Genomic DNA, 25928 nt, shown 5'->3' with positions numbered 1-25928 from the left:
CCTAATCTATTTACCTTCTATCAAATTATAAAATTTATCTAATTCCTCTATATTACCTTTCTTTTCAGCTTTAACATGATCTATAATACTATTTCTAAGTTCATCATCATTAATTATTTGCAGAATCCCATCATAAATCCCTTGTGAATTCATATCTACAACTAATCCATTTTTTCTATGAACCATTTGGTTATATACAGCATCAAATCTAGTCGTTACTACTGGCTTATTAAGCATTCTAGCTTCGGCTATTGCTAACCCAAACCCCTCAAATTTTGAAGTTTGAACATATATATCACAATCTCTAATAAAAGGATATGGATTTGACTTTACCCCTAGTAATATAAAGTTTTCTTGTAACTTCATATCTTTAATCCATGTCTTTATCTCTTCTTCTTGGTAGCCCGTCCCAAGCACATACCATCTGAAATCTATATTTTTATCTTTTAACATTCTGCAAGCTTCAACTGCTATATCATACCCCTTTTGATAAGCAAGTCTGCCAATAGTTAATATTCTTAAGCCTTTAAATTCATCTTCAAAACTCTCACCTGATGCAGCCATTCTTTTAATTATGGAATAGTCATTTATATCTAAAATAACTTTTATTTTATTTTTATACTCAGGATAATTTTCTGAAAATATCTCCCTAGTAGATTCAGAAACTGCAACTATATTGTCAAAGATATCATAGTACTTTTTTTGAAAATCATGTTCAATCCCTTGTAGTTTATAACTAACATTAACCCAGGTATACTTTTTATTAGCCTTTACCTTATCAGCCACATAAAATGTTGGAACTCCTTGAGCATAGCTAATAGCAATATCATAGTACTTTTTAGAGCTTTGTATTGCTTTTGAAGCACATTGCCAAAATATCCTTGCCTTTTCAGTATTGCTAAAACTTGCTGTTCTAAGTTTATATGAAAATGAAACTCTAGATTTCAACATTCCAATTTTAAAATTTGTTACTGATTTAAAAATTGCTTTTTTAATGCTTAAATTAGTAAATCTTGTATACTCCAACGGTGGTAATAAATTAACTTCCTTACGTAATATACCCTCTAAAGCTCCACCATAGCCTAAAAGTTGTAAGTCTACCTCATACTTAGAATAATCTAATAAATTTAGTAATGTTGTAATGCTTTTTTCAGCTCCTGCGCAGTGCAAAGAGTCTATAACAAACAAAATAGATTTTTTCATACCTACCCCTCCATGAATGACTTATATGATTCTAGTAATTCTCTCGTAGATATTAGGCATTATTAAAAATACCCCCAACATAATTTTATTTTTTTTACTGAATAATGGATTAAATAAAATGTATCCATAAATTTTAATAAACTTCTTTCTTAATTTTCTCAGCTCATAATCTACATTTTCTATTTGCTTTTTAGCTACAAAATATGACCATATTAAAACATCTCCATACTTTTTTTCAGCCATATGCGATAAATCAATTAATTTCTTACTTCTATAAAAAAGTATTTGTTGTCTTATAGCTTCTATTTGATCTAATCTACTTACATTAAACTTTGAATGTAATATACTTCCCTCTCTTTGATAATAATGATAAAAATACTGTGGTAAATATATAACTTTATTACACTTAAAAAGTAAATTGTGTATAATAAATTCATCCTCAAAGCATACTTTTTCTTTATATCTAAAACTACCAAATAAACGCTTTCTATATAACTTATTCCAAGAAAGGCTAAAAATCCAATTTATTTTATAAAGTTGTTCTAATGCTTGAACATTATTAAAACACTTTTTTTCAGAATAATACGCTTTTGCTACTTTAGGAATATAACTTTTCATTCCATAATCTTCATAATAATTACACACAACCATATCAGCATCATTTGTTACTATGGTATTATACATAATTTCAAACATTGATTCTTCAATCCAATCATCTGAATCTACAAAAGCAAGATAATTACCTTTTGCAACATCTATACCAATATTTCTTGAAGCTGAAAGGCCTTCATTTTTCTTATGAATAACCGTTATCCTATTGTCAAGCAATGCATACTCATCACAAATAATACTAGAATTATCGGTAGAACCATCATCAACTAAAATTATTTCAACATTTTTTAAAGTTTGATTTAAAACTGAGTCTATACACTTTGGTAAAAATTCTTCGACATTGTATATTGGAATAATTACACTTATAATTGGTGAGTTAACATTATCCATCATATTTTAATACTAAAGTACATCTTTAACTTCTTTAAAAGGTACTTTCCTCCATAATAAAAAATACTATAAAGTGCTTTGCACTTATTTGTTTTGTTGGAAAATTTAGAAATATCACTATAACTAATCATTTCTATATTTTTATCATTAATAAAATTTATTACCTCTACATCTTGCATTAATCTATATTCACATATTCGTTCTTTCCAAGTACAGTTAATTTTTTTTATTTCATCTGACTCAATAGAAGGATGTATATGAACTTCACTTATTCCATCAGGAAGATTTTTTAATAATTCTAAAAAAGCCTCTTTTTTAGAATTATAACTTATAAATTTATTTCTATAGGGAAATATAAATACATAATCAGGCATTGGTATTGAATATAAGTCACCTATTGCAGAAAAGAACTTTGCTGCTCTATCTGAATCACATAAATTTCTAATTTCCTGTCCAGCAAAATATCCACCATTTCTCGCCCACCTAAGTGGTAGTTTCCCATACTTATTACATACATTACATAACCTTATAAATAACCCTGGATTAACAGTTGGCTGTATCGCATATCTATGTGAATCCACATGACTAATATTTATACCATCATCCATCATTTTTTTAATTTGCAATTTTACTTCTTTTATAACCTTATCATTAGAGCACTTTGTTCTAAATTTACTTACATCTTCATATAAATATCCATTTTCATCTTCTAACATTTTTTCCTTTGATAAACTCCTATGCTTAATTAATGTATCATCATTAACAAAAGTTAAATGTACACCAACATCTTTTCTATTTTTACTCCATGAAGCTACATCATCATAATAATTAGTATTAGGCATTAAGCTTGTCGATGATATACACTTATTATCTAGTAATTCAACTATAGCTTCATTAACAGATTTATTAACTCCAAAGTCATCTGCATTGATAATTAAATATTTACTCATTTTATCTCCCTTACATTTGAATTATCCAATTTATATTAGTTGCAATTACCATATTCACTCTTACTTTACACTTAAGGGACAATTTGTGATTAATCATTATATCTTTATAATATTTCTTCAACAAAAGAATAATTTCCTTAATATACTTACTTCTATTAGCGCTCTCTATATCTCTGGAAATATATATGATATTGTCTATAGACCAATATGCAAAACATGCAATATATTCTTCCTTTAACTCAAGATACTTTTCCATCATAAACTTTAAAATCTCTTCCCAAGTCAAAAATGCTTGTAACCTCTTGGAATTATATTTATCAGTTAAGATACTATTTTCCCTTTTTACATAAACGTATCCTGGATAATTTGTATATACACTCTTTCTTGAATTACTAAATAGTTTATAAGTAGTAGCTAAATCCTCATGAATTCTGCCTTCTGGAAATTTAACACCGTTAAAGCAACTACTGTGGAAAAGCTTATTGCATGCTGAAAATCTATAAAGTACACCTCTAAATAATTCCTTCATTGCAGCTTGATTATCTAGTTCTTTTATAATTAATTCATCATCTACATCTTGTAATTCCACATTTACTTCTCTTTTAAAATTACAAATCCCGATTTGAGAATTTGTCCTTTCACATAATTCATAAAGCTTAGAATACATATCTTTATTAATATAATCATCAGAATCTACAAATCCTATATACTTCCCGCTTGATATTGATATTCCAGCATTTCTTGCAGAACTTAACCCTCCATTTTCTTTGTGAACAACTTTTATCCTACTATCCCTTTCTGCATATTCATCACATATCTTTCCACTTCCATCAGGTGAACCATCATTTACTAATATAACTTCAAAATTAGTAAAAGTTTGTGCTAAGATACTATCTATACACCTTGGAAGATATTCTTCCACCTTATATATTGGGATAATAATACTTATATCAGGTTTCATACAACTTACCTCTTTATATAACATTTAATTTTTCTCTCAATATAGTAGATGAGGTATTTTTTGTATAAGGAAAATATACAACATCAACCCCTTCTTTATTAAGCATTTTCTCAACCTCCATAAATAGTGGATTTCCCTTCCAATCATCTCCAACGAACATTGCATTAAATTTATATTGTTCCCAGGCTTCAAATTTATCTCTGTTTATCTGTGGCACAACCTGATCTACACATTGTAGAGCTTCTACCATTTCTAATCTTTCTTCAAATGGTATTACAGGTGTTTTATTCTTATACTTCAAAACAAGTTTATCTGTGCTGACCCCAACAATTAGATATTCACATTGTTCTTTTGCTCTTTTTAATATATTTAAATGACCAACATGGAGCATATCAAATACACCTGTTGTATATCCTACTTTATACTTCTTTTTCATCTGAACTCTCCTTTCCATGACAAACCTCATAAATTTTCTTGGCTACTCTTTTTGAAGATTGTCCATCTTCAAAGCTACTAATATCTCTGTCAAAGTTTGAAATATTTTCTATATATATATCTTGATTAAACTTTAATATGTTTTCCTCTAATTCCTCATTACTATTAGCAATTACAAAGGGTAAGTCATCTATATCAAAGTATAATCTTCTTTCTTTACTCTTATATTCCTCTAAATCAGGCACATATAAGAAACAAGGTCTCTTTGTGATTTCAAAATCAAAGATCAAGGAGGAATAATCAGATATAAGTACATCTGCTATAAGTAGTAATTCCTGAATGTCATCGTAAGTAGTAACATCCCTTACTCTTTTGCCTTTAATTATCTCCTTAGATTTATTTATCATGTGTGGATGAAGCTTAACTAAGAAAACCCAATCCCCTGAAAACTTTTCCTTTAAGGATTCTATTATTTTTTCAAAGTTTAAATTATAGACCTCAACACCTTCGCTATTTCTAAAGGTAGGTGCATATAATACAACCTTTATCTTTTCATCTATTCCTAGATTTTTCTTAATTTCTTTTTTTAGCTCTTTATTTTCTCCAATTAACATATCATTTCTTGGAGTTCCACCTTCCATTATTTCTCCATCATACCAAAAGGCTCTTTTAAATATATCCGTACTATATTTACATCCTGATAGAAGCAAATCCATTTTTTTAGAATCCTTCTTCGCCATATCTATGTAGTCTTTTTTTAAGGAATCTCCAACATCCCCTTCAATCTTCTTTAATCTTAAAGAGCTATGCCAGGTTTGAATGTAATACTGTTCTTTTCTCTTTTTAAAGAATTCTGTAGTTCTAAAATTTGTAACTATCACCTTTGACGTACACATCTCATAAAAATACTTTAGGGACATGGTCCTAACTTTTCTTATTCCACTAAGCTGTTCCCTTTCCTTTGGATTATTAAATGCCCAAACTACGTCAAAAACATCTGCAGGATACCTATTAACTAAAAATTCTGATATATACTTAGGATTATCACCATACTGACTTCCATAATAACTATATATAAACACCTTGTTCAACTTTATAGGAAGACAGCTAAAAAACTTCAAAGCTAAGTTATATGCATTTTCCTTTATTTTTTTTCCTACGTTCTTCATATTGAACTCCTTTATGCTAAACATTTATCCTCTTTAAATGTTGTGAATATTTATGAGTCAACCTTAAGGTTACCCTATACCAAAGCATATATCCTTTATAAATAAAATCACTTTTTCTAAATGCCTTTAATCTCTTATATAGATTCTTATCATCCTTCAGTGCCTTTTCAAATTCATCATATCTGTTTTTAATAGAATTTCTAAGCATTCTTCTATATTTATAATTCTCGTCAAACTCCTTATTCTTATTTAAAAGATCATATTGAGTTGTTATTCCATTAAATAAATTCCTATAAGATTCGTTAACAAGTTCTTTGTAGTTTTCCTTTATATACCTATGTCTTTCTTCTAACCCTCTTACCATATCTAAATTTCTCACACTATAGACAGCTACAATGCTATTACTTCTTTGAAGGTAATAGCAAAGTGGCTTATGGCATATAACATATTTGTTTACCTTTTCCATGACTAAATGTGCCCAAAATATATCTTCAAACAAAACCCCTTTTTTAAAGGGTATGTCCTTTATAATATCAGTTCTATAAAGCTTACCCCAGGCAAAATTTTTTATCCTTTCATTGATAACTAGCTCTTTCATCAATTCTTTATTATTTAACAAAACTAAGTCATCACTCTCTTTATAATATCTATCATCATATAAAAGATATCCTTTATAAGCATAATAAAATCCGACTTGAACCACCTGAGCTTTGTATTCTTCTGCAATGTCAACCAAAGTTTCAACCATTGATAAATCTATCCAATCATCACTATCTACAAATAAAGTATATTCACCGGTAATGTATTTCATTCCATAATTTCTTGCATCAGATAAACCTCCATTATCCTTATGAAGAACTATTATTCTACTATCCTCATATGTTTCTATAATCCTTCCACAATTATCTGGTGAACCGTCATCTACAAGGATTATCTCAATGTTTTTATAACTTTGATTTAAAATACTCTCTACACACCTTCTTATATATTTTTCAACCTTGTAAATAGGAACTATTATACTTACTAGCGGTTCCATATCTTCTCCCTTTCTTAAAATAGCTTATACATATTTCCTAATTCTTCCATATTATCATAGTTACTCTTTCTACAACACTCTTCTATTTCCTTTTTTAAATGTCTATTACTGTAAATATTTTCTATTCCAGCAGCTATTCCTTCTACTGATTGATCACATATTAATCCATCAAATCCATCTCTTAACTGACTTTTAGCCGTAGGATAGTTAGTAATGATTACAGCCTTTCCTAGTATTTGAGCCTCAGTAACAGTTACAGCTCGTCCTTCATACCTTGATGGCTGTACATATAAATCACAACCTTTCATATAGGGATAGGGATTGATTTTTTTTCCTAGTATTATAAAATCTTTCTCAAGATGATTCTCTTTTATTAACCTCCTTATCATACCCTCATCTCCCCCATAACCAACTACATACCACTTTATATCTGTAAACCCTTTATCATGCAATATTCTTAAAGCTCTAACTCCATTATCTATTCCCTTTGCCATTGACAATCTAGCTACTGATAAAAGCTTAAAGCCTTTTCCTTTACTTATATCATCTTCCACTTCTTCTTCAGCCATGAATCTTATAAACTCTGTAGATACAATATTCTCCATTACCACCATCTTATTTTTTAGTTTGTTATATTTCTTTAAAAAGGAATTTTTACATTCTTCCGATACAGCTACTATAGAATCAAATTTATTCCAAAGCTCTATATCCTCTATAACATCAGTATCAATACAGGAATAATCCGTATGAATCCAGGCTATCTTTTTTTTAGCCTTCACCTTATTAGCTACAAAATAATGTGGCCATAGGTAGCTTATAGCTACATCATACTCTTTATTTAAACAAGGTAAATATTTCAATGAAAATTGCCACATCCTCTGCATCTGTACATGTCCAGATTCCTCTAAACTATTTTTCTTAGCATATTTAGAAGCATCCGTTCTAGCTTTAATACGTGCTAATCCTAAACCAATTTTTTTATCTTTAAATATCTCTAATATGGATTTTCGAAAGGCGGTGTATTCTTCTATCTCATCTAAAATGTTAAATTTTCCCCTTAATAACTTCATAAAATCTCCTTTATGTCTATATAACATCAAATCTACATTATAATTGTTATAATCAAAGCTTTCTAACATATTTATAAGACTTCTCTCTACTCCCCCAACTTCCATATCAAAGGATGCTATTAGCACATTCTTCATAGTTATTCCCTTCTAATTCTATTCCATATAATTTATATAGCTTACCTTTAATATCCTCAATTCTATATCCTTGAAACTCAAATGTTCTTTTTATTAACATTTTATCAACATTGGATTGTTCTAACATTTTCATTACTGTATTACTCCAAATTTCTATACCTGCTTCAAGATTTAATCTTCTAAGTAGACCTAGATGTAAATCTGCTTCCGGCTGAATAGCCGTAGATGTTAAACATGGTACTCCTGAAGCTTGTGCCTCTAAAAGTACAAGGCCTAATCCCTCATAGGTAGATGGTAATATAAATAAATCTATTTCCTTAAGAATGTTATTCACATCATCTCTAATACCTAACAGATGTATGTTATTCTCTAAGTTTAATTTTTTAATTTTTTCTTCTATAAGACCCCTTAAGTCTCCGTCACCAATTAAAATACATTTAAATTTAGGATTTATTCTCACTAAGTTTGACATTAAATTAATTAGAAAATTATGATTTTTTGCATGAATAAACCTTCCTACATTACCAATTAAAATATCATCATTGTTAATTCCTAATTTTTTTCTTATATAGCTAGCACCTTCATTATTAATAAATCTTTCATAATCAATATAATTAGGTAATTTACAGTATCTATCATCTTTAAGTGTACTGTATCCAAATAAATACTCACCTGCTGCATCGCTACATGACAAAAAGTTTGTGGAAAAACCCTTTATTAATCCCTTCATTATGGAAGTGTATAATCTTTTTATTAGACTTTTACTACAATCCTTAGTAGTATGGGCATGAGATATTCTTACCTTTACTCCAGCCAGTTTTGCAGCCAATACTCCCACTCCACAATTAAATAAAGTATGCGCATGAACAGCACTATACTCATCTTCATTCTTTATGATTTTCATTAAATTTATTACGGATTTTATAACACCTACTTCACTTGGAGGATCTAACTTTATTATTCTTCCACCTAATTTTCTAATTTCTTCATCATAATAGCCTTCCTTATGGTAATAAGAAACAAAGTCAAATTGAATCTCCTTATAAACCTTTCTATATAAATTCATAAGCATAGTTTCGGTACCACCCACGTCCATTCCACCTACAATATGAAGCACCTTATTTCTTTTCACTTCTCATCTCTCCTCCTTACTTTTTATCTATGATTGGGAGTATAATAGAAAATAGATTTTATATCTAAAATGCTCTTATATTCCATATTAAGTCCTATTACTTGCTCTCTATAAAAGAATATTAGATAACACACTATGAATGCTAAATATATTGTTCGTCTTTGCTTACCCTCTAGACAATTCTGTATTATATATGGCAATAGTATAAAGTTGTACAATTGTAAATATAATGAAAATCTATTAAATATCCAATTTGACATACCAAAGGCTACAAATATGCAATTTAAAAGAGCCATATTAACAAATATATTACTCTGTGGCCACTTTTCTTTTAATTCATTTCTTTTTAAATATGCAAATATAATTGGAACCATGTTTACAAAGGTTCTCATTATACTTGATCCTCCTTCGTCAAAATCTGAATAATACCCATAATTAGTATTTTCTATAATCTTAAACAAGTAACCGCTTAGCACCTCATAAAAAAGAAGTCCTAATACAGCAATTCCAATTATCATGTATATTTTCTTTGACCAAGGTTTTAATCTTGCTATAAAATATATTGGAATCATAAATAGAGCTGATTGATGAATAGTTGAAATTATAAGTACACTTAATAAGTATTTTTTAAAGCTACTATCTATAATAAACTTTACGCATAGAAATAAAAGAGCTGCTGCTAAACACTGTCTCATTCCATTCATGGTAACTGTAAAATAACCTGCTGCTATATACATAAATATTTCTAGTTCTATATAACTCCTGTACTTGTTTAATACATAGACATTACATAGTTGAGTTATTAGAGCTACTACAAATACTATAGTTTGTGGATTATTGGAAAATTGAATTAAAATTAAATTTAATAGGACAAAACCATAGTCGCCATTAGCTTTAGAAAAATTAGGATTTTCTACTAAAAGACCATAGGTGTGCTTATACATACCTGTATCTCCAATACCAGACCTTAGCCCTGAAAATAATACTAAAACCGAAACTACAAGAGAAATCCAAAAGATAGCTATAATCTTGTACTTTTTATCATTAGCCATTCTAGCAAGCAATGATAATATAAAAGTTGAAGCTAAGGTAGCATAATATATTCCCATCTTTTTCTCCTTTCTATAAGTTTCTTATATCTCTAGTTCTAAAGATTATATAACTATATAAAATATATCCCAGTGGAATAGCTGCTAACATAATTCCTTTGTATGGAACCTTACTAAAAAAATTCTTATCCTTTACAATTAAACTACTAGAAACATAATGAATACATTCTTTAAATTTGTATATTAAAGATGTATTAGGTATCTTTAAGTTTTCTATCCTATAAAAGCACCATCCCTTAGGATTATTTCTGTATTGTCTAAGCATATTCTTAGTAGACCCATCTTCCATGTATTCTACAATACAAACAGGTTCATTAACCAAAGCTAGTTTGTACTTTTCATCTAGTTTATGACACTTATAAGCTAGTCCCACATATTTCTCATCTTCAAATTCAGGATATGGATATTTTTTTGTAAGCTCAGTCCTATATATAAGTTTTTTATCTCCTTTAATACCATATTTATGGTATATATCAAATAAAGTAGCTTCCCTTAATCCTTCTGGAAACTTTGTTCCTATTATCTCACCAGTTTCATATAAATCAAGAGCTGCAATTCCCGCTATATTTTCTGCCTTTCTTTCATCCCAAGCCTTTAGAATTTTTTCAACTCCATCATCTGTCATATAATCATCTGAATCTATACATATATTTAGTTCTGTATCAATATTTTCATAGGCAGTATTATGAGCACTATGCATACCACCATTTTTTTTATATATATAATCTATTAGAAAATCTGCTTCCTCTTTCCAATTTATAATCAGCTCTTTAGTATCATCTGTTGATCCATCATCTATTACCAACCATTTAAAATTTTTATTTGTCTGTCTTCTCAAACTTTCATAACACTTATATATGAGTTCTTTTCTATTATAAGTTGGCGTAAAAACTGTTAAAATTGGTTTCATTAATATCCTCCATCCTAAATCATGCTTTTTCTATATCTGCTTTTATTTTCAAATAAATCACTTACTAATACTATCATAGACTTTTTCAATTTCCTTGCAGTAATTTTTTATATTATAGTTTGCTTTTATAAATTCACGTCCATTATTTCCAAGATTAATTCTTAATTGTTTATCCTCTTTCAAATTTCTTAATTCCTCCATAAAGCTTCTATAATCTCCTGGCTTTATAAGCCTTCCTCTATAAGAGTTTATAACTTCACTTATACTTCCTACATCCATAGCTACAACAGGTACTCCAAATGCCATAGATTCCAGTATTACCATTGGAAGGCCTTCGTATAGTGAAGGTAGAAAAAACACATCTATGATAGGGAAAAAATCATATACATTTTCTTGGAATCCTGTAAATACAAAAAACTCTTCCAATTCTAATTTCTTTGCCATAGCCCTAATTTCTTCTTCTTGTGATCCACTTCCAATGATAAGAATCTTTGTATCTTTAAAGTTTTCCTTATAATTATTAAATTCTTTTATAAAAGGAATAAGTCCCTTCTCTTCATCTATTCTTCCTACAAATCCTATTACTTTTACATGCTGTGGAATATTATATTTTGTAGCTATCCACTCCCTTTTATTACTTTTAAAATTTATTATTTCTTCTACATCCATAGCATTAGATAATATAGATATTTTTTCCTTATTAAGATAGTTTGTATTTTCTTTATAAAAATCATACACAACCTTACCACAAGTAATATTGTAATCATATTGGGGCCTTAATAACTTATCAATACTACTTTTTAATCCATTACTATTTATCCATGGATAGCAACTATGAATATGAGATATTACCCTTATATCCACTCCATATATACTCTTTACTAAATAAGCATGTATTGAAGCATTATTATCATGAGCATGGACTATTTTTATATCATTATCCCTTATAATATTTTTAAGATACTTTATATTTTTTAAAATATGCTTCTTAGAAAAACTTAAGGAATAACTATTTATATTATTATCCTGGAAACTTTTTTTAAGCTTGTCCCCCCCACATAGGACTATCGACTGATAATTAGTTAAATTCTTACAAATTAGCAGTACCATTTTTTCAGCTCCACTTAGCTTATTCATTGGTAATATATGAAGACATCTTTTCATATTTTTACATCCCTTCAATATATATTTTCATTGCTACTTATTAAAATCTAGTAAAAGTTATGCTTTATATATTCACATTTTTTTCAGGCAAATAGTAGTCTTGTAAATCTAAAGTATCATATATATACTCCAACTCACTTATTACATTATTTAATTCATATTTTTCTATTTCCTTAGGTGTATTAAAGCTTCTATCTCCTTCTAAATAATATTCCTCTATAGCCCTTGCAGTAGCTTCATAATCTCCCACTTCTACTAGCTTACCTATACTTTCATTTTCTATAAGATCTCTTATTCCTCTTATATTAGTACCTATAACTTTTTTTCCATGTGCCATAAATTCCATTACACTTTTAGGCAACCCTTCTCTATAGGAGAGTAGTATCCCTATATCTGAAATTTTTATAAGCTCATTTATGTTTTCTCTATAACCTAAAAAACTTATATTTTTTTCTATTCCCCTTTTTACTAATTCCTCTTTTAATTCTTTTAACCTATTTCCTTCTCCTACACTAATTGCCTTAATCTTTGGATACTTATCCTTTATAAGTTCCAATGCCTTTATAAGCTGAAGTTGGTTTTTATTATGATTTAATTCTGCTATCATAAGTATTATAAAATCATCTTTATCAAAAGAGAGCTCCTGTATATTAAGCTCTTCTGCTTTTAGTTCAGTCCTTCTAATATCCTCTATATCTATACCTACTCCATTAACAAAGTAACACATTTTAGGTTTTAACTTATTTTTAGTTAGTTCATAGTCTTCATTATTAATATTTATTATTACATCTGTAAATTTAGCCATAAGCTTTTCCATAGGATAAAACATACACCATGCTATCTTAGGCGCACCTTTATAAAAGTGATAACCGTGAGCTGTGTATATAATTTTTATTTTAGAAAACCAAAGTTTTAATATTCTTCCGTATAATGCTGCTATAGGTGTATGAACATGGACAACATCATATTTATTTTTCTTTTGTATAAATCTTAATCTCCAAAAAGCTTTTAAATTTCTTAAACTTAAAGGTTTTCTACAAAATGGTACATTGTATACTTTAACTCCTTTAGATATTAATCTCTTGTCTATAGGCTTATCTATAAAGCATGCGCAATCAACAACATATCCTTTATCTATTAACATTTCTATATGTGGAATTAAAAATGCATTAATTGTTCTACTTACTGTTGTTATATATAATATCTTTTTCATAAACTTCCTCTTCCCTTATGACCCTTGCAGGAACTCCTACAGCAGTACTATAAGCTGGGATATCCTTTACTACTACAGAGCCAGCTCCTATTATTGCTCCCTTTCCTATTTTTAAATTTTGAATTACCGTAGAGCAGGATCCCATAAGTACTCCTTCTTCAATAATATCTCCTCCTGAAACATTTACGTTCCATAACAAGGATACATAATCTTTTATAATAGAATCATGACCAATACCACATTTAGGACTTATTATTACATGTTCTCCGATTTTAATATCTGTTGTTAAAATTGCTCCTTCATATATTATTGTTCCATCTCCTACAGTCATAAAATCATGTATGGATACCCTTGGATGAATTAAAGTTGCAAATTTAAATTTTCCCCCTAATTTTGAAACTATTTCTTTCTTTACTCTATAGTTTGATATAGCTACAACAACATATATGTCTTTACTAATGTAATTTAATAACTCAACATTTCCTATAATTCTATGTCCGTTTAAAGTTTTCCCTAAATTTCTTGGATTATCATCTAGGAATCCAATTATATTCCAAGTTGGTTTAAAATTATTAATTTGATTTATTATTAATGCAACTTCTCTTCCAACTCCTCCTGCTCCTATAATGATAACTTTTTTCATAGCAACTTCCTCTTTTTCACATTTAATAAAACAAATCCATGACAATTGATTTTTAAAGTCAAAGATTAATATGTTTAATTTGACATTTTAAGCATTAACTTTTTTTGCTTTATATTTTTCATAATTTCTTTTTCTTGATTTTTTACTAAAAAAACTCTTTTTTTCTTTAGGATAATATTTATAATAAGAATCTGTTCTCTTCATGTCGCAACTATTCAGTATACTTCCAACTACATTTGCATTTACCTTTTTTAATTCTTTATATGCTAAGTTAATATCTTTTTCTCTAGTTTTGCCGTACTTCACCACTATAATTGTTGCATCTGCTTTACCTGCAAGAATGCTGGCATCAGTAACAGCTAGTAACGGTGGAGTATCTAATATTATATAGTCATAGATACTTCCTATATTTTTTAAAAATCTTTCAAAAGTTTTCGAACCTAAAATTTCTGCAGGATTAGGAGGAATAGTACCTGATGATATTACTGATAGGTCAGAAGTAAATTCTTGTATAGATTCTTTTAAATTATCTTTATCAATTAAACAATCCGTAATTCCCTTTAAATTAGAAATCCTAAATTTTTTATGTAAAGATGGTCTTCTAAGATCACAATCTATAATTAAAACTTTATTTCCACTTTCACTTAAACAAAGTGCTAAATTACCAGCAATTGTTGATTTTCCCTCTCCTGGTACTGAACTAGTTATTACAATGGTCTTTATTGTTTTATCAACAGATGAATATTTTAAACTTGTGCGTATGGATTTATAGGATTCAGCAGATATAGAATGTGGCATTTTATTGTATATAAACATTATTCTCTTCCTCCCTTAAATCCTTTTTCATGCTTAGGTATATTTCCTAATACTGGTACTGGTAAAACTTTTTCTAATCTAGAGTTACTCTTAATAGTGTCATCAAGATAATCTATAAAAAATATTAATCCCAAAGAAAATATTACACCCACTCCGAAGTACATAAGCATTAGCTTCTTTTTATTTGGTACTATGGGATATACTTTAGTACTATCTATAATTCTCGGCTTAGCATCTGGAATTATAGTTTTTGCTTGCTCATTAAACTCTTCACATATAGCTGTTAGTACCTGTTCTGCTCCCTCCATATCACTTGTATTATATGTTACTGTAAATATAGGTGTATTCTCTGATGCAGAAAAACCTAATGAATTTTTCACTTCCCAAGACGACTTGTTAATTTTATATTTTTTCAATGTTTCATTTAAAAAATCATCTACTCTAATTATTTCATTAAAGGTATTCATAAATTCATTGTAATATTGAATTTCATTCTGAGAATAATAGTCCATTAGATTATTTCCTCTACCAACGTAAATTTTCGCCGTAGCTTGATAACTTGTAGTCATTAATGAAGCTTTATAACCACCTAAACATGATATAGCTCCAGTAATTAACATTAAAATCCAAATTTTTTTCTTTAGTAAATATACTATTTCATCAAAATTTATCAATTTTTCATCCATAAATTTCATCCTCCTTTAATTGCTTCCATTAAAGTATTCCATGGTAATATTATCATCTTGGTTTATTCCATCTTTTTTAATAACTTTATATATGGTCAAAAATAAAATTTTCAAATCTAAAAGTAGGGACCAGTTACACACGTACCATATATCTAATTTAAATTTATCTGTCCATGATATAGCATTTCTACCATTAATCTGTGCCCACCCCGTAATTCCTGGTAGAACCTGATGCCTTCTTAACTGCTCTTGTGAGTATAAACTTAAATACTCTTTTAAAAGAGGTCTTGGTCCTACTAAACTCATATCTCCTTTTATAACATTTATAAGCTCTGGTATTTCATCAAGGCTTAATGCTCTCAGTGTTTTTCCTATTGTTGTATGCCTCTTTTCATCTGGTAATACCTTCCCATTTTCATCCTTTATATCTTTCATTGTTCTAAACTTAATCATTTTAAAAATCTTATTCCTTTTTCCTACTCTCTCTTGTATAAAAAAAATAGGTTTTCCTAATTTAATCTTTATTATCAGTGCTATAATAATTAACATAGGTAATAAAATAATAAGTCCTAATATTGAAATAGCAACATCAAATATTCTTTTTATAAACATATTCTCCTCGAACTTTCTTAAATTTTATCTCTGTCTTTTTAAATATAAATTTATAATTTTAATTTTATATTAATCAAATATAAGTTACCTATAATTCCAAACTTTATTTAAATAATCCTTTTATAACATCTATTACTCTTTGTTGATCTTCAATTGTCATTTTTGTATCTGATGGAAGACAAATTCCTCTTTCAAATATATCTTCACATACACTTATACCTACATCATTATGACTAAAAAAATTAAATTCTTTATAATAAGGTTGAAGGTGAATAGGCTTCCAAATATGTCTTGCTTCTATATTTTCTTTTTCTAAGGCTTTTATTATATCTATAGGTTTAATTTTGCATCCTTTAGATAAAGTCATCACACTAAGCCAATAATTTGATGTTCCATAGTCACAAATTTCTTCCATATGAATCCATGGAATATTCCTAAAATTTCTATCATAAAATTCAAAAATACTTTTTTTCTTAGCTATTCGTTGATTCAATATTTTAAGTTGACCTCTACCAATTCCCGCTAAAATATTACTCATTCTATAGTTATATCCAAGCTCTGAATGTTGATAATATCTAGCCTTATCTCTAGCTTGAGTGGCCCAAAATCTTGCTTTTTCTATGGCATTCATATTATTTGATACAAGCATTCCACCAGCAGAAGTAGTTATTATTTTATTTCCATTAAAAGAGAATACTCCAAATTCACCCATGGTTCCAGTTTGCTTACCCTTATAAGTTGCACCTAATGATTCTGCAGCATCTTCTACAATAGGCACATTATAAGAGTTGCAAATTTCAATTATTTCATCCATATCTGCACTTTGACCATATAAATGAACTACAATTACCACTTTAGGCTTCATATTTTTTTCTTTATAATATTCAAAGGCTCTTTTTAATGCTTTGGGAGACATATTAAAACTTTCAGGTTCTGAATCAATAAATACTGGAACAGCTCTTTCATATATTATTGGGTTACAACTTGCCACAAAGGTTAATGATGAACAAAAAACTAAATCATCATTTTTTACATCTAATAGCTTCAGTGCCATATGAATTGCTGAAGTTCCACAGCTTAGTGCCAAACCTCTTTTTACTTTTACATAGTTTGCTACCTCATTCTCAAAATTCTCTACATTAGGCCCCATTGGTGCTATCCAATTAGTATCAAAAGCCTCAAGTACGTACTTAATTTCTTCCTCACCCATATGAGGCGATGAAAGATATATTTTCCTTTTGCTATTTTCATTAATTGTTTCACTAAACCTACTTTGTTCTGCTAATTGTAAACTTTCTTTACTATCATCTATTTTGTTGAACTTTATTGATTTAATAATATCCTTGTTACTTTTCATATTTTCCACTATAAACTTCGCCTCCTTTCATAGGATAATATGTAAAAAAATTCTTTCCTTCTCCTTAAAACTTACATATTAAAATTCCTTATCACAAATCAATATTACCACTTTTTTACATTTATTTCATTTATTTTTCTTCGCCTTTTTATCCTAGAAAATAACAATGACCTTTTGCATGATACTTTATTTGTATGTATATGCACTTATTTATACATACTTCTACTTTATATAACTAATTATTTTAATAGTAAAATTCTTCTTTCACCCTAAAGTTACATTAAAACTTTTATAATATTGTCTAAAAGTTTTAGTATATAGTAAAAGAGTGTGCATAGCATTGCTATGACACACTCTAATACAATTTATTTGTTAAATTACCTTCAGCTTTAGTTTTATAGTTTCTAAATTTTAGTTTGTTATATTAAATCTTAACTTAACATTGATTAAATGCCCTTTTATAATTATAGGACTTCCTATTGAACTTACAGTAACACTCGTATTCACAGTATAATCTGGGTCAGGAATTGCCACTTTATAATATCTAGTTATCTCTATTAATTTTCCATCTACACTTCTATAGTTTATTACTATTGAATATAACACATTAATTATAATGTTGTATTTTTCACTTGAAGGTGAGATTGATATAACTGTTGGAGTTACCTGTGATACTGTAGCTATCAATGGATCACAAGGTGATAGATTGATAGGAAGAAACACATCATATTGGGACGGATTATCTATTATTCTAGTACTTACGGTATTAGTATTTGTTGTCATAGGGAATCTACTTCCTACATAGTGATAGGTTACTGCAGCCATATTCTGAATACATGGTCTTTTATTGAATATAGAATTATAGTCAATTGCTCCAACTGTAGCCTCAAAGGTTACAACAACTGGTTCCAATGTTCCAATTGGAGGTACTACCATATCTGGTATTAATAATTTTCTTAGAGTATCAGCTGTTGCCCCTGGTACTGGTACTCCATTAATTTCTATTGTTAACGGATTTACAGTTAAACTAGCTGGAACTATATCAGATAAAAGTATTCCTGTAAGAGGTACATTGCCTGTATTATTTAAAATAATTGTATAAGTCAATGTGTCTCCTACTCTAGCACATTCATCTGAAACTGATTTAACTGCTGTTAAACAAGGTCTTGGAATTGTTATTACTGTAGCAACCTTATTAGTTTTTAACACACCTGCTACTTCTCCCACAAATCCATATGCTATCATAGCATGGTTACAAACTGTGAAGGTCTTATTTTTTTCTTCACAGCATATAATTGAAGAATTGGAATTAACTCTAGCATCTCTTATAATGGCATCAAAAGTTACTGTAAGAGTAGTCATAGTCTGCATATCAGTAGGTGCTGGAAGATTGGGTAGAATTAACCTACAAATATCCACTCTCCCTTGAAGTTGTTCACCACCATTTATCCTCACGCTGCCTGGAACTAACTCTAATCTTTTATCCAATTTATCAACTAGTATAAGATTAGTAATCTCTACATTTCCTCTATTAATAATAGTAATTGTATAACGAAGAGTATCTGTAATCATAGCTTGGCATAAATTTACTGATTTGGCTACTGATATGCAATGCGAACTAATCTCTACATTAATAATATTGGATACTGCTGTTCTAATTGTTGTTTGAGTTCCAATTAAATAGGTTGCAGTAGCTCGGTTTGAAGCTGCTATTCCAGTACCAGTAACCCTAGCTGAGAATCTTACAGTATTAAAAGCTCTTGGAGTAGTTACTTGTAGTGATGGAATAGATAGATTATTTAAAGTTGTTCCTTCTGGCTGTAATACTTCATTCACATATATTGAATTTGGAACTAAAGTTAAATTACTATCTAAAATATCACTAAATACAATATTATTTAATGGCTCCGAAGAATTGTTAGTAAGAATTACAGTAAAGGTTAATATTGTTCCTACTGTTGCAGATTCTGGACATACACTTTTAATCATAGTTAAAGCATTTTGATTTACTTCAAAATTTGAATTTACAACTGATGGTATATCTGTAACTTCTTCCTTTGTTTTTATATCTATATCATTATTCATAAACTCACTCCTATTATATCTACTATCCGTACTCCAAGGTTAATTGACATAAATTATTAGTTATTAATAATTACACTATATGATCCTATTTTAATAACTATAATTTCAAATTACAAAATAACCCTTTATTCTTTAGATATTGTTTTCTATCAATGACTATAAAACTTATAAATCTATAATTTTATTAAGCTATACATATAGCTTCTCTATATAGTATGAAGTTTTCATTAAGGTTGTACCATTTAACTATTATTAATTTCTTTTTTATAATTTCATAAACCTAATATACAAGTATAAATATTACGGAAATTATAAATAAATGTTAATATTTATTTATAATTATTTACAATCCATTTTTTATGTGGTACACTATATTTAAATTGTTAGATAATAATAATTATTAAATAATAACTTACTTTTAATGGTAATGTTATAGAATAAGAAAGTGGGGAATAAAGATGGGAAATCTAAAAGGAACTAAAACAGAAGCTAATTTAGCAACAGCATTCGCAGGAGAATCTCAAGCTAGAAATAAATATACTTTTTATGCTTCAAAGGCTAAAAAAGAAGGATATGAGCAAATTGCCGCTCTTTTTACTGAAACAGCAAATAATGAAAAAGAACATGCAAAAATATGGTTCAAACTTCTTCATGATGGCATAGGTGATACTATAGAAAATCTTAAAGATGCAGCTGCTGGTGAAAACTATGAGTGGACTGATATGTATGCTACTTTTGCAAAAGAAGCTAGAGAAGAAGGCTTTGATAAAATTGCAAACTTATTTGAAGGTGTAGCTAAAATTGAAAAAGAACATGAAGAAAGATATTTAGCTTTATTAAAAAACATTGAAGATGGAAAAGTATTTGAAAAAGAAGAAAAAGTGGTATGGCAGTGTGCTAACTGCGGATTCATCTATGAAGGAGAAAAAGCACCTAAGGCATGTCCTGTATGTGCACATCCTCAAAGCTACTTCCAATTATTAGCTAAAAACTATTAATATTAAAATAACAAGGGTATTGAATCTAGAGTTAATTCTGGATTTAATACCCTTATTTAATATGTTTTAATATATATTAAAGTCTTATTTTATAGGCATTAACTTTTGATATATTTCACTTCTATACCTCTTATCTAAAAGCATTATGGTACCCTTATCTTCTTCAGTTCTAATAACTCTTCCCATAGCCTGTATAACTTTATTCATCCCTGGAAATGTATACGCATAGTGAAATCCTGGTTCCCCTATTTCGTTAAAATATTCTTCTATTAATTTTCTTTCAAAGGATATTTTAGGCAATCCAACTCCCACTATAATTGCTCCCTTAAGTCTATCCCCAATTAAATCTATTCCTTCTGAAAATACCCCTCCTAGAACTACAAAACCAATAGTTCTCTCCTTGCTATTTTTATCTTCATCCATTAAAGAAAATCTTTCTAAAAATTCTCCTCTTTCTTCCTCTGTCATAACACTTTCTTGTAAGTATATATTATGTCCACTAAAATTCTTACAGTAAACTTCATATACTTTTGTCATATATTCATAGGAAGGAAAAAATACTAAAAAGTTTCCTTCATGATTATTTAGAGTTTCATTAATATATTTACAGATTGGGTAATAACTCTTATCTCTGTACTTGTATCTAGTATCAATGTCATATTTTAGAATCAAATTTCTATTTTCTGGTGGAAAGGGAGACTGAAGTTTTATGCTGTAACTTTTATCATCTCCACCTAGTAGATTTTTAAAATAATTCATTGGAGACAAAGTGGCTGAAAAAAATATATTACTTATATTACCTTTTATACACTGTTTTATTACATTGCTTGGGTTTAAACAGAATATTTTTATCCGGATATCCATATCTTCATTATTACAGTATAGTACAAAATCCTCTGAAAATAACTCTCCAATTCTAATAAAATCTAAGAAGGAAAAATATACATTTAAAAATATATCATCTATAGTTTCACCATTGTGTTCTTTCAAGTAATTTTCACCTTCTGTTGCAAAAAGCCTGAAAAGAACTAGCATTTCTCCGGGTCCTTCACCTATTATTATATTGCCCTTTTCACCTATTGTATATTCCTTTAGCAGCTTAATTATTTTATTTATTATACCTATTAGTTTTTTATTTTTATATTTAAATTCTTTTTTTAATTCTTTCAAATCTCTTTCTTTTATCTCAGCAGAATACATTTCTCTTCCACGGTCTACTAAATTATGTGCCTCATCAATAAGAAACATATATGGTGTATCATCAAAGGCCATTCTCTTTATCATAGCTTTAGGATCAAAGAAATAGTTATAATCACCTATTATAAAATCACACCAAGCAATTAAATCTAAGGAAAGTTCAAAAGGACATACCTTAAATTGCCTACTATACTCCTCAATAATCTGTTGATTAAAAACTTCATTGTTTTCTATCATAGCTAATAGGGCGTCATTAACTCGATCAAAATGTCCCTTTGCATATTCACATGCATCGCCATTACATATTCTTTCCTCAAGAAAACAAATCTTATCCTTTGCAGTAATGGTTAATGTTCTAAGCCTCATACCAGAGTCTCTTAATATGTCTAAGGTATTTTCAGCCACTCCCTTAGTAATATTCTTCGCTGTAAGATATATAAGCTTAGCTGAATTATTTATAGTGAAAGACTTTATTGCAGGAAAAATTGTTGAAATAGTCTTTCCTGTCCCTGTAGGCGCTTCGATGTAAATATCTTTTTTCTCCTTAATAGTTCTATATATATTTACAGCTAGTTCCCTTTGACCCTTCCTATAATTTTTAAAAGGAAAATCTAACTTCTCAATAGAGTTGTTTCTTATTTCTATCCAACTACTTTGAAGATGAATCCACCTTGTATATCTGCCCATCACTTCATTGAAAAATCCCTTTAGTTCTTCCCTTAAAAAAGTTTTTGAAAAAGTCTTTGTATGCAAACTTTCTCTGTGACAATATATAAGATCTATATCTATTTCACTTAGGTTTTCTTCTTCACAATAGATATGCCCATATAGTTTTCCTTGGGCCCAGTGAAGAAAGTTCTCATTTTCTTCAAGGGTAAGTAAATCCTTCATAGTAGTCTTTATCTCTATTATTTTAACTCTAGTGTTACTACCTTCCTGTGAACTAATAATAACACCGTCGGCTCTCCCTTCTAAAATAATATTTATTTCCTTATAGCATAACTCTTTTGATAAATACATCTCATTAATATAAGTCTTCTCTTCAGATTCATCACATTGCTCTTTAAGTTCCTTTTGTATGACTTTATGAAGTCTAGTACCCTCTTGAGCTGATGCAATACCCCCTATTCTATCATCAATATCCCCTTGTCTATAAATAAATTCTATTAAATTTCTAACAGATATTCTCATATTATTTTCTATCATATTCTTCTCCTAAAAGTTATATCCATGATTAAACCTAGGATTTACTTATTTTGTTTCTGGGTTTCCATCTCTTCAAAAATTTCATTTAGATATTCCCATCTTTCTAATAAAAAATTCAATTCATCTTTTAATCTATTTTGATCTTCCAATAACTGTTGTAGCTTTACAAAATCACTTCCACACTGGTTTATCTCTGTCTCTACTGAGGCAATAGCTTCCTCTTTTTTTTCAATTTCATCATCTATGGTATCAAATTCTTTCTGCTCTTTAAATGTAAATTTTAATTTAGTTGACTTTTCTTTACGATTTTTATTTTCATCATACTTCTTTTCTTTGTTAGTACTTGATGTAGCAACTTCTTCTTCAGCCTTTATATCCCTATACTCTTTATAATCACTATAATTTCCTACAAGCTCTAAAATCTTTCCTTGTCCTTCAAAGCTAAAAATTCTATTGGCAATTCTATCTAGGAAGTATCTATCGTGGGATATGGCTATTACCGTACCATTAAATCTATCCAAATAGTCTTCTAGAATTGTTAAAGTCTGAATATCTAAGTCATTGGTTGGCTCATCTAAAAACAATACATTAGGTGCTTCCATTAGTATTCTTAGAAGATATAATCTTCTCTTCTCTCCACCAGACAATTTAGATATAAAACTATGCTGCATGGTTCCATCAAATAAAAAGTTCTCTAACATTTGAGAAGCAGTAATTTTACTTCCATCATTTGTAGTTATATACTCAGCTATTTCTTTAATATACTCGATAACTCTCATAGTTCCATCTAATTCTATATTTTCTTGAGTAAAATATCCTATCTTAACAGTTTCACCCTGTATGACTTGCCCCTTATCTGGGTTTAATTTTCCACTTATAATATTTAATAAAGTAGTTTTTCCCATACCATTGTTTCCAATAACTCCTATCCGTTCTTCCTTTGTAAAGATATGACTAAAATCCTTTATAATTACTTTGTCTCCAAAGTCCTTGCTTATATTATAAAGCTCTAATATCTTCTTTCCTAACCTTGAACCAGCTGTATTTAAATCCATTCTATCTTCATCTATCTTGTAGGATGTTTCTTTTAACTCTTCAAACCTATCAATTCTTGCCTTTTGCTTAGTAGATCTAGCTTTAGCTCCTCTTTTTATCCAAGCTAACTCTTTTCTGTAAAGATTCTGTCTTTTACTTTCAAGAGCCTCCATAAGCTGCATTCTCTCTGCTTTTTTCTCTAAAAATACAGAATAATTTCCTTGATAAGAATAAAGCTCTCCCCTATCTAGTTCAAAGATCCTATTAGTAATTCTATCTAAGAAGTATCTGTCGTGGGTTATCATTATAACCCCACCTTTTCTTTTCTGTAATAGCTCCTCCATATAATCAATTATTTCATTATCCATGTGGTTAGTAGGTTCATCCAATATTAAAAGATCACAAGGAGTTATTAGAACATTACAAAGCCCTACTCTCTTTCTTTGCCCTCCAGAAAGCTTTCCCATTTTAGCATCAAAATCCGTTATACCTAACTTTGTTAGTAATGCTTTTGCCTCACTTTCTATTTGCCAACCTCCTAATGCGTCAATTTTACTAGTAAGCTTAAATAACTGTTGTTGCAGCTTTGAGTTATCACTATTGATTTTTAGTTCTTCTAATACATGTTCATACTCTCTTAGTACTTCCATTATTTCCCCAGCACCATTAAAAACATGATCAATAATCCTATGCTCTGGATTAAACTCAATATGTTGAGGTAAATAAGATATATTCAGTCCATTCATCTTTGTAATTACACCAGAATCCTCTTGTTCTATTCCTGCAATTATTTTTAATAATGTAGACTTTCCAGCTCCATTTACACCAATTATTCCAACTTTATCTTCTGATGTTATGGTTAGTTTCACATCTGTTAATAATGGTTTTTCACTATAACTCTTATATATATTTTCAAGTGTTATTAAATTCATATGTATCATCCTCTATTCTTAACTATGTTTAATTATTTAATTTGTTTTTATAATATTTTCTATTTATAAAACCTTTCCTATGGACATTATACCTAATCGAGAAAGAAATAAAAACCTCTAGATACTATTATTATCTAAAGGTTTTTATTTAATATTTAATATTTATAGGGACTTTATACTATATCGCTAATCAAATTTATTCTAAAGAATATAACTTTCATAAAAAAACTATAAGAAATGTGTTATACCGCTACATCTTCAGGCTCTTCTTTCTTTTTTTCACCTATAGTAGATAAATTAATTCCTAATCCTTTTTGTATTATTCTAATAATTGGAAGAGAAATTAAACCATCTACAACGTGATGAATTATAGTTCCTATTCCTGTTACAACAATTGATAATACTATATTACCTGTAAATATAAGTACTACTAATCCTTCAAAAATTCCATGTATTGGTGCTGTAAAAGCTACAACTTTACCATAAGACATTTTTTTCATAATCATTTTAGCTCCAATATAACCTACCACTATATGAGATGATGCTCTCATTGCCACAATTGGATCTCCTATAGCAAATAAAAAACCTATCACTGAACCAATTCCAACTACTGCAGCCTCAAAAGGTCCTAAGAACATAGCAATAAACATAGGTACGTGTGATGCCAAGGTTGCAGTGAATGGTGGTATATATACCTTAAGAAAAGGCCCAAATATTACTGGTATTATAATAGACATAGCTATTAATAATGAACTAATTACCATCTTTTTTAGATTTGTTTTCATTTTTTATCCTCCCGCTAGTGCTGTATATACATTAGTATACATCATAAAACTACAGTTGTAAACAGAAAGTATCCATTATAAAAAACA

At 28.9% G+C, this 25928-nt stretch carries 23 protein-coding genes; 1 reads left to right on the top strand and 22 read right to left on the bottom strand.

Annotated features, from left to right (window positions below):
* Positions 1–6: 6 nt before the first annotated feature.
* From B3J31_RS16335 to B3J31_RS16245, 19 genes are all read right to left on the bottom strand, one after another.
* Positions 7–1203 carry a glycosyltransferase gene (locus B3J31_RS16335; RefSeq protein ID WP_346867984.1) on the bottom strand — a complete coding sequence of 399 codons (1197 nt, stop codon included), beginning with the start codon at positions 1201–1203 and terminating at the stop codon, positions 7–9.
* A gap of 21 nt (positions 1204–1224) precedes the next feature.
* Positions 1225–2208, bottom strand: coding sequence for a glycosyltransferase family 2 protein (locus B3J31_RS16330; protein ID WP_346867985.1), 984 nt, complete (start codon positions 2206–2208; stop codon positions 1225–1227).
* Entirely contained in the window at positions 2205–3155 is a 951-nt protein-coding gene (locus B3J31_RS16325; protein WP_346867986.1) for a ChbG/HpnK family deacetylase, read from the bottom strand. The genes B3J31_RS16330 and B3J31_RS16325 overlap by 4 nt, the downstream gene beginning before the upstream one ends.
* Before the next feature lie 10 nt (positions 3156–3165).
* Positions 3166–4116, bottom strand: a complete 951-nt coding sequence (locus B3J31_RS16320) for a glycosyltransferase family 2 protein (RefSeq protein ID WP_346867987.1) — start codon at positions 4114–4116, stop codon at positions 3166–3168.
* Between the two features lie 13 nt (positions 4117–4129).
* The gene (locus B3J31_RS16315) at positions 4130–4552 is read right to left on the bottom strand and encodes an adenylyltransferase/cytidyltransferase family protein (protein ID WP_346867988.1); all 423 of its coding nucleotides are present in this window, start codon (positions 4550–4552) and stop codon (positions 4130–4132) included.
* Positions 4536–5720 carry a CDP-glycerol glycerophosphotransferase family protein gene (locus B3J31_RS16310; RefSeq protein WP_346867989.1) on the bottom strand — a complete coding sequence of 395 codons (1185 nt, stop codon included), beginning with the start codon at positions 5718–5720 and terminating at the stop codon, positions 4536–4538. The genes B3J31_RS16315 and B3J31_RS16310 overlap by 17 nt, the downstream gene beginning before the upstream one ends.
* A 16-nt stretch (positions 5721–5736) precedes the next feature.
* Positions 5737–6756, bottom strand: a complete 1020-nt coding sequence (locus tag B3J31_RS16305; RefSeq protein ID WP_346867990.1) for a glycosyltransferase family 2 protein — start codon at positions 6754–6756, stop codon at positions 5737–5739.
* Between the two features lie 14 nt (positions 6757–6770).
* Positions 6771–7961: a glycosyltransferase gene (locus B3J31_RS16300; RefSeq protein ID WP_346867991.1), complete on the bottom strand. Its 1191-nt coding sequence runs from the start codon at positions 7959–7961 to the stop codon at positions 6771–6773.
* Positions 7933–9093 (bottom strand): glycosyltransferase family 1 protein, encoded by a 1161-nt coding sequence (locus tag B3J31_RS16295; protein WP_346867992.1) that lies wholly within the window; start codon positions 9091–9093, stop codon positions 7933–7935. The genes B3J31_RS16300 and B3J31_RS16295 overlap by 29 nt, the downstream gene beginning before the upstream one ends.
* 23 nt (positions 9094–9116) lie before the next feature.
* Positions 9117–10202, bottom strand: coding sequence for an EpsG family protein (locus B3J31_RS16290; RefSeq protein WP_346867993.1), 1086 nt, complete (start codon positions 10200–10202; stop codon positions 9117–9119).
* Between the two features lie 13 nt (positions 10203–10215).
* Positions 10216–11112 (bottom strand): glycosyltransferase, encoded by an 897-nt coding sequence (locus B3J31_RS16285; protein ID WP_150842434.1) that lies wholly within the window; start codon positions 11110–11112, stop codon positions 10216–10218.
* A 57-nt stretch (positions 11113–11169) separates the two neighbouring features.
* Positions 11170–12276, bottom strand: a complete 1107-nt coding sequence (locus B3J31_RS16280) for a glycosyltransferase (protein WP_150842433.1) — start codon at positions 12274–12276, stop codon at positions 11170–11172.
* A gap of 64 nt (positions 12277–12340) precedes the next feature.
* Complete coding sequence (locus B3J31_RS16275; protein ID WP_150842432.1) at positions 12341–13489, bottom strand: glycosyltransferase; 1149 nt, start codon at positions 13487–13489, stop codon at positions 12341–12343.
* Positions 13455–14132 (bottom strand): NeuD/PglB/VioB family sugar acetyltransferase, encoded by a 678-nt coding sequence (locus B3J31_RS16270; RefSeq protein WP_150842431.1) that lies wholly within the window; start codon positions 14130–14132, stop codon positions 13455–13457. Before B3J31_RS16270 ends, B3J31_RS16275 begins: the two co-directional genes overlap by 35 nt.
* Positions 14133–14219: 87 nt before the next feature.
* On the bottom strand, positions 14220–14948 hold the full coding sequence (locus tag B3J31_RS16265; protein ID WP_150842430.1) for a polysaccharide biosynthesis tyrosine autokinase: 729 nt from the start codon (positions 14946–14948) through the stop codon (positions 14220–14222).
* A complete protein-coding gene (locus B3J31_RS16260; protein WP_346867994.1) occupies positions 14948–15634 on the bottom strand; it encodes a YveK family protein in 687 nt (228 codons plus the stop codon). The genes B3J31_RS16265 and B3J31_RS16260 overlap by 1 nt, the downstream gene beginning before the upstream one ends.
* 15 nt (positions 15635–15649) lie before the next feature.
* Entirely contained in the window at positions 15650–16246 is a 597-nt protein-coding gene (locus B3J31_RS16255) for a sugar transferase (RefSeq protein WP_150842428.1), read from the bottom strand.
* A 103-nt stretch (positions 16247–16349) separates the two neighbouring features.
* Positions 16350–17456, bottom strand: a complete 1107-nt coding sequence (locus B3J31_RS16250; RefSeq protein ID WP_346868145.1) for a DegT/DnrJ/EryC1/StrS family aminotransferase — start codon at positions 17454–17456, stop codon at positions 16350–16352.
* A 558-nt stretch (positions 17457–18014) separates the two neighbouring features.
* Positions 18015–19688, bottom strand: coding sequence for a DUF11 domain-containing protein (locus tag B3J31_RS16245; RefSeq protein WP_346867995.1), 1674 nt, complete (start codon positions 19686–19688; stop codon positions 18015–18017).
* Positions 19689–20146: 458 nt separating this feature from the next.
* Here B3J31_RS16245 and rbr point away from each other — a divergent pair, with 458 nt between their 5' ends.
* Positions 20147–20686, top strand: coding sequence for a rubrerythrin (gene rbr / locus B3J31_RS16240; protein WP_150842426.1), 540 nt, complete (start codon positions 20147–20149; stop codon positions 20684–20686).
* 84 nt (positions 20687–20770) lie between these two features.
* Here the strand turns inward: rbr and B3J31_RS16235 are convergent, their stop codons facing one another.
* The 3 genes from B3J31_RS16235 to B3J31_RS16225 all read right to left on the bottom strand — a co-directional run bounded on the left by B3J31_RS16235 (position 20771) and on the right by B3J31_RS16225 (position 25841).
* Complete coding sequence (locus B3J31_RS16235) at positions 20771–23089, bottom strand: ATP-dependent DNA helicase (RefSeq protein WP_346867996.1); 2319 nt, start codon at positions 23087–23089, stop codon at positions 20771–20773.
* A 41-nt stretch (positions 23090–23130) separates the two neighbouring features.
* Positions 23131–25056 carry an ABC-F family ATP-binding cassette domain-containing protein gene (locus tag B3J31_RS16230; protein ID WP_346867997.1) on the bottom strand — a complete coding sequence of 642 codons (1926 nt, stop codon included), beginning with the start codon at positions 25054–25056 and terminating at the stop codon, positions 23131–23133.
* Between the two features lie 242 nt (positions 25057–25298).
* Entirely contained in the window at positions 25299–25841 is a 543-nt protein-coding gene (locus tag B3J31_RS16225; RefSeq protein WP_150842423.1) for an ECF transporter S component, read from the bottom strand.
* Between the last annotated feature and the right edge of the window lie 87 nt (positions 25842–25928).

This window comes from Clostridium sp. UBA5988 (assembly GCF_002435615.1).
In the GTDB taxonomy this organism is placed as follows: Bacteria; Bacillota; Clostridia; order Clostridiales; family Clostridiaceae; genus Clostridium_J; species Clostridium_J sulfidigenes.
This window is presented reverse-complemented; position numbering and strand designations above follow the sequence as displayed.

Bases quoted from the DNA above. Each gene is read 5' to 3' on its own strand.
- B3J31_RS16335 (WP_346867984.1), bottom strand. From the start codon at position 1,203: ATGAAAAAATCTATTTTGTTTGTTATAGACTCTTTGCACTGCGCAGGA.
- B3J31_RS16330 (WP_346867985.1), bottom strand. From the start codon at position 2,208: ATGATGGATAATGTTAACTCACCAATTATAAGTGTAATTATTCCAATA.
- B3J31_RS16325 (WP_346867986.1), bottom strand. From the start codon at position 3,155: ATGAGTAAATATTTAATTATCAATGCAGATGACTTTGGAGTTAATAAA.
- B3J31_RS16320 (WP_346867987.1), bottom strand. From the start codon at position 4,116: ATGAAACCTGATATAAGTATTATTATCCCAATATATAAGGTGGAAGAA.
- B3J31_RS16315 (WP_346867988.1), bottom strand. From the start codon at position 4,552: ATGAAAAAGAAGTATAAAGTAGGATATACAACAGGTGTATTTGATATG.
- B3J31_RS16310 (WP_346867989.1), bottom strand. From the start codon at position 5,720: ATGAAGAACGTAGGAAAAAAAATAAAGGAAAATGCATATAACTTAGCT.
- B3J31_RS16305 (WP_346867990.1), bottom strand. From the start codon at position 6,756: ATGGAACCGCTAGTAAGTATAATAGTTCCTATTTACAAGGTTGAAAAA.
- B3J31_RS16300 (WP_346867991.1), bottom strand. From the start codon at position 7,961: ATGAAGAATGTGCTAATAGCATCCTTTGATATGGAAGTTGGGGGAGTA.
- B3J31_RS16290 (WP_346867993.1), bottom strand. From the start codon at position 10,202: ATGGGAATATATTATGCTACCTTAGCTTCAACTTTTATATTATCATTG.
- B3J31_RS16285 (WP_150842434.1), bottom strand. From the start codon at position 11,112: ATGAAACCAATTTTAACAGTTTTTACGCCAACTTATAATAGAAAAGAA.
- B3J31_RS16280 (WP_150842433.1), bottom strand. From the start codon at position 12,276: ATGAAAAGATGTCTTCATATATTACCAATGAATAAGCTAAGTGGAGCT.
- B3J31_RS16275 (WP_150842432.1), bottom strand. From the start codon at position 13,489: ATGAAAAAGATATTATATATAACAACAGTAAGTAGAACAATTAATGCA.
- B3J31_RS16270 (WP_150842431.1), bottom strand. From the start codon at position 14,132: ATGAAAAAAGTTATCATTATAGGAGCAGGAGGAGTTGGAAGAGAAGTT.
- B3J31_RS16265 (WP_150842430.1), bottom strand. From the start codon at position 14,948: ATGTTTATATACAATAAAATGCCACATTCTATATCTGCTGAATCCTAT.
- B3J31_RS16260 (WP_346867994.1), bottom strand. From the start codon at position 15,634: ATGGATGAAAAATTGATAAATTTTGATGAAATAGTATATTTACTAAAG.
- B3J31_RS16255 (WP_150842428.1), bottom strand. From the start codon at position 16,246: ATGTTTATAAAAAGAATATTTGATGTTGCTATTTCAATATTAGGACTT.
- B3J31_RS16250 (WP_346868145.1), bottom strand. From the start codon at position 17,456: ATGGGTGAGGAAGAAATTAAGTACGTACTTGAGGCTTTTGATACTAAT.
- B3J31_RS16245 (WP_346867995.1), bottom strand. From the start codon at position 19,688: ATGAATAATGATATAGATATAAAAACAAAGGAAGAAGTTACAGATATA.
- rbr (WP_150842426.1), top strand. From the start codon at position 20,147: ATGGGAAATCTAAAAGGAACTAAAACAGAAGCTAATTTAGCAACAGCA.
- B3J31_RS16235 (WP_346867996.1), bottom strand. From the start codon at position 23,089: ATGATAGAAAATAATATGAGAATATCTGTTAGAAATTTAATAGAATTT.
- B3J31_RS16230 (WP_346867997.1), bottom strand. From the start codon at position 25,056: ATGAATTTAATAACACTTGAAAATATATATAAGAGTTATAGTGAAAAA.
- B3J31_RS16225 (WP_150842423.1), bottom strand. From the start codon at position 25,841: ATGAAAACAAATCTAAAAAAGATGGTAATTAGTTCATTATTAATAGCT.